This is a genomic window from Microcoleus sp. C2D2 (genome assembly GCF_036702495.1).
Lineage (GTDB): Bacteria > Cyanobacteriota > Cyanobacteriia > Cyanobacteriales > Microcoleaceae > Microcoleus.
Map to the genome: position 1 here is coordinate 1 of NZ_JAUBTO010000307.1, position 3,692 is coordinate 3,692.

Genomic DNA, 3,692 nt, shown 5'->3' on the forward strand with positions numbered 1-3,692 from the left:
ATTTGCTTATGATTGCTTTATTTGGTTTTCAATGTTCGTGACGGCTTTGTGTTCCGCCATGTAAATAAACATAAAGCATATCCTAAGGTTTGTAAAGTATTTTAACAACAGATTAACTGATGAGAGTCATAAGATTGAGTTATATATATCAGGAATGGTGGATACAGGGGAAAGAATGCACAAAAAAGTAGGGAAAGCCTGGAAGCGCGTCGCCTTCAGGCAGAGAAATATTAGGATACAGACTTTTGCTGGCTGGGTATCATAATCAGAGCCCAATAGGGAACTTCAGCGGGCTCGACATCTGCGATCGCCCGAATTTGCTGATTAGGCATAGTTGCGCGTTCTATATACAGTGCTCGATCGAACTGTCCCAACTCAATCAGCACGTCCCGGACTTTCGCAAAATGCCTCCCCAGCTTAATAATCACAGCAGCATCAACAACCGCCAGCCGATCGCGCAAAACCTCAGCATCCAGCGTCGCAGGCATAATACTTAACACATCGTTACGATAAGTCAGCGGCACTCCCAAGGCAGCGGCACTCGCCATTGTCGAAGAAATTCCCGGCACAACTTCAGTGGTAAATGTCGCCGACAAACGGTTGAATAGATACATAAACGAGCCGTAGAGAAAAGGTTCGCCCTCACACAGCACCGCCACATCCTGTCCCTGGGTCAGATGTGCGGCAATTTTCTCGGCAGCAATATCATAATAAGGTTGAGACGATCGCGTCGGACTAAAAGGCAACGGCATCGGAATCTCAATTTGCTCCGGGCGCAGATAATCTGCGACGATCGCCCGCGCCAGCACCTTACCATTTTCCATCGCCGGATAGGCAATCACCGGCACCGATTGCAAAATCCGATAAGCTTTCAAAGTAATCAACTCTGGATCGCCAGGGCCAATACCCAAACCGTACAATTTACCATTCGCCGTAGTCATAATTCATCCTTTTTCGCTAACGCATTCACGGCCGCCGTTGCCATTGCACTGCCGCCGCGCCGCCCGTGCAACGTAATAAATGGCACTCCCCGACTGTTGGCGGCCAGTTCGGCTTTGGATTCGGCGGCCCCCACAAATCCTACCGGGAAACCCAGAATTAAAGCCGGTTTGGGGGCTCCGGCATCCAGCATTTCCAGTAGTCGGAACAAAGCAGTCGGGGCATTGCCGATCGCCACAACCGCACCCTGCAAGTTGTCCAGCCATAAATCAAGGGCCGCGGCCGATCGAGTATTTCCGATTTGCCGCGCCAACTCGGGGATTTCGGAATGCCAGAGGGTGCAAATCACCGGATTGTTAGCGGGAAGGCGTTTGCGAGTGATGCCTTCGGCCACCATCCGGGCATCGCACAGGATGGGCGCACCTGCAGAGAGGGCTTGGCGTCCGCAGGTTGCGGCCCCGGGCGAAGCTGCTAAATCTGCAACAATATCGGTCATGCCGCAACTGTGAATTAGTCGCACGGCTACCGATTCTAAATCGGGCGGCAAGCTTGACAAATCTGCTTCGGCTCGAATTGTAGCGAAGGATTTGGTGTAGATTTCTGTTCCGTCTCGAATGTAGTCAATCATTCTTTAAAACTGCTATGGGAATTTTGTTGGATTTGTGAAATAGATTTTTTGAATGAACCGCGAAGGCGCGAAGGACGCGAAGGAAGAAATATCAAGAGAGATAGGAAGAGAAATGCTTAAATTTTGTCTGTTTTCATGGGAGTTTTTTTCACTTTGAAATTCCGATTTTCGGTGCTCAACAACTCCTGCAATTGGTCGATCGCCCGCCGATCGACAAACTCACCAAATGACTCGAAAGGCTCTCGAAACTGCTGATACACCTGCAACAAAAGCTCGATCGCACCGGGCATCTCGGCCGCACTCACCGCCGGAAAAATTGGTCGCCCGAAGGGCAAATCTTTTCTACCCGCATAAATGTCGTAACCTTCGATCGTCTCGTGTCCCCGCTCAATCTGAATTCCCACCAGTGTGATATCAATTGGCTGGTGCTGGGCGCAGGACTTTGGGCAACCGCTGAAATGAATGTTAATCGGCAGGTCGATCGTCAATTTTTGCGCTAAATCCCTCGCCATTGCTAGGGCGTGACTTTGAGTATCTGTGGCCGCCGACGCACAGCCGCTGCTGCCGGCACAAGCCACCAAGCACGAATCTAGGCGAGTCGCTGACGAGTGCAATCCCAAATCGGCGATTTGCTGTTTTATCTCAAAAAGCTGGGAGTTGGGGATATCAGAAATCAACAGATTTTGCCACGGCGTAAGTCTCAGGGTACTGCTGGCTAGATTTTGGGCTAAATTTGCCAAATTCCGCAGTTGCTTTGATTCTAGCCTACCGAGAGGCAGCGCAATTCCTATGTACGAGAAATCCGGCTGTCGCTGAGGGTGGATGCCGAGATGTCGGGATTGTTCGATCGCCCTTGCAGATGAGTCGATCGAGCGGGCGGGCAAGATGCCCACCCCACAAGGAAATTCACTCTTTGTGGAACAGGCCTCTTGCCTGTTTTTGGGAAAGGTGCAAGATGTGAATTGCAATAAAAATGGTAAATTCTGCTGTACCCGTTCTAGATAACTTTCAATACCCCAATCTGCCAGCAGGTGACGCAAACGCGGTTTTTTGCCATCAATTCGAGGCCGATTTTTGGTGTATTCAAGATACGCGCTAGCAAGGGCGGCTAAGACTGAAATACATTGCGATTCTTGGATTAAAATCCCTGTATCGCTGTTTAAATGCAGCCGAAAAACGATTTCTGATTTTGCCGATCGCCCTGCTGCTAATAAAATATCGTTGCGCAAAGCCTGGATCGAAACCGATTCCCCGCCATCCAAGCCAATGCTGAATTTAGGCGAAAGTTCCGACAATTCGGGATGCGTTTGCAGGTAATCATCCCAAGCTTTCACTAGCGGGCGAGTATCCAGTAACTGCTGGCGATCGATCCCTGCTGTCGGACTTGCCATTATATTGCGAATCGGGTCAACTTCAACGCGGCGAGACGCTATCCCCAATTCCTGCAAGCGGTTCCAGACTTCCGGGGGAATTTCCGAGTGCACTTCTCGGATTTGCAAATTTGCCCGATTCGTCACTTGCAAACAGCCGGTACTGTATTGATCTGCCAAATCGGCGATCGTCCAACACTGCTGCGCGTTTAAAATTCCCCCCGGAATCCGCATTCTCGATAAAACTCCGTCTCGGGCGATCGAACCGTAAAATAAACCCGGACAAGTCGGCAAATTAGTCAAAGCTAACAAATAATCTCCTCCCCGTGCTGCGCAGGGAATCCAAAAGTAAACGCCCACAAAGCGCCCCCGAAATCGGCATTCTGACTTTTACAGTTGCGGCACAGCGCCGGAATTGCACCGGACTTTCCCGCTTTCAGGTTTTAGCAAGGTATCACGAGCTGACCCACAGAAAGCAAAACTCTCAACTTTCTTAACAAAACCCCTGGCGATCGCCCCTGTCAATCATTTAATCAGCTTTCCTGATGAGTTCAATCAGTTTAACTATCGCTAGACCCCTTTACAAACACTAAGGATACCGTTAATAATAGAAACATCATCCGAACATTGACAACCAAATACAGCAATCATAAACAAATGACAACCACTTTACAGCAACGCGAAAGCGCCAATCTGTGGGAACAGTTTTGTAACTGGGTAACATCAACCGACAATCGCATTTATGTAGGTTGGTT

General features: G+C 49.5%; 3 protein-coding genes and 1 riboswitch. All 3 genes read right to left on the reverse strand.

What is annotated here, in order from left to right; genetic code table 11:
• Positions 1 to 230: 230 nt before the first annotated feature.
• Positions 231 to 941, reverse strand: a complete 711-nt coding sequence (locus QUB61_RS38370) for a precorrin-2 C(20)-methyltransferase (RefSeq protein ID WP_333133852.1) — start codon at positions 939 to 941, stop codon at positions 231 to 233.
• On the reverse strand, positions 938 to 1,567 hold the full coding sequence (locus tag QUB61_RS38375; protein WP_333133851.1) for a precorrin-8X methylmutase: 630 nt from the start codon (positions 1,565 to 1,567) through the stop codon (positions 938 to 940). The genes QUB61_RS38370 and QUB61_RS38375 overlap by 4 nt, the downstream gene beginning before the upstream one ends.
• A 116-nt stretch (positions 1,568 to 1,683) precedes the next feature.
• Positions 1,684 to 3,297 carry a precorrin-3B synthase gene (cobG, locus tag QUB61_RS38380; RefSeq protein WP_333133850.1) on the reverse strand — a complete coding sequence of 538 codons (1,614 nt, stop codon included), beginning with the start codon at positions 3,295 to 3,297 and terminating at the stop codon, positions 1,684 to 1,686.
• Positions 3,298 to 3,305: 8 nt separating this feature from the next.
• Positions 3,306 to 3,378: riboswitch (adenosylcobalamin-variant (AdoCbl-variant) riboswitch) on the reverse strand.
• Positions 3,379 to 3,692: the final 314 nt, after the last annotated feature.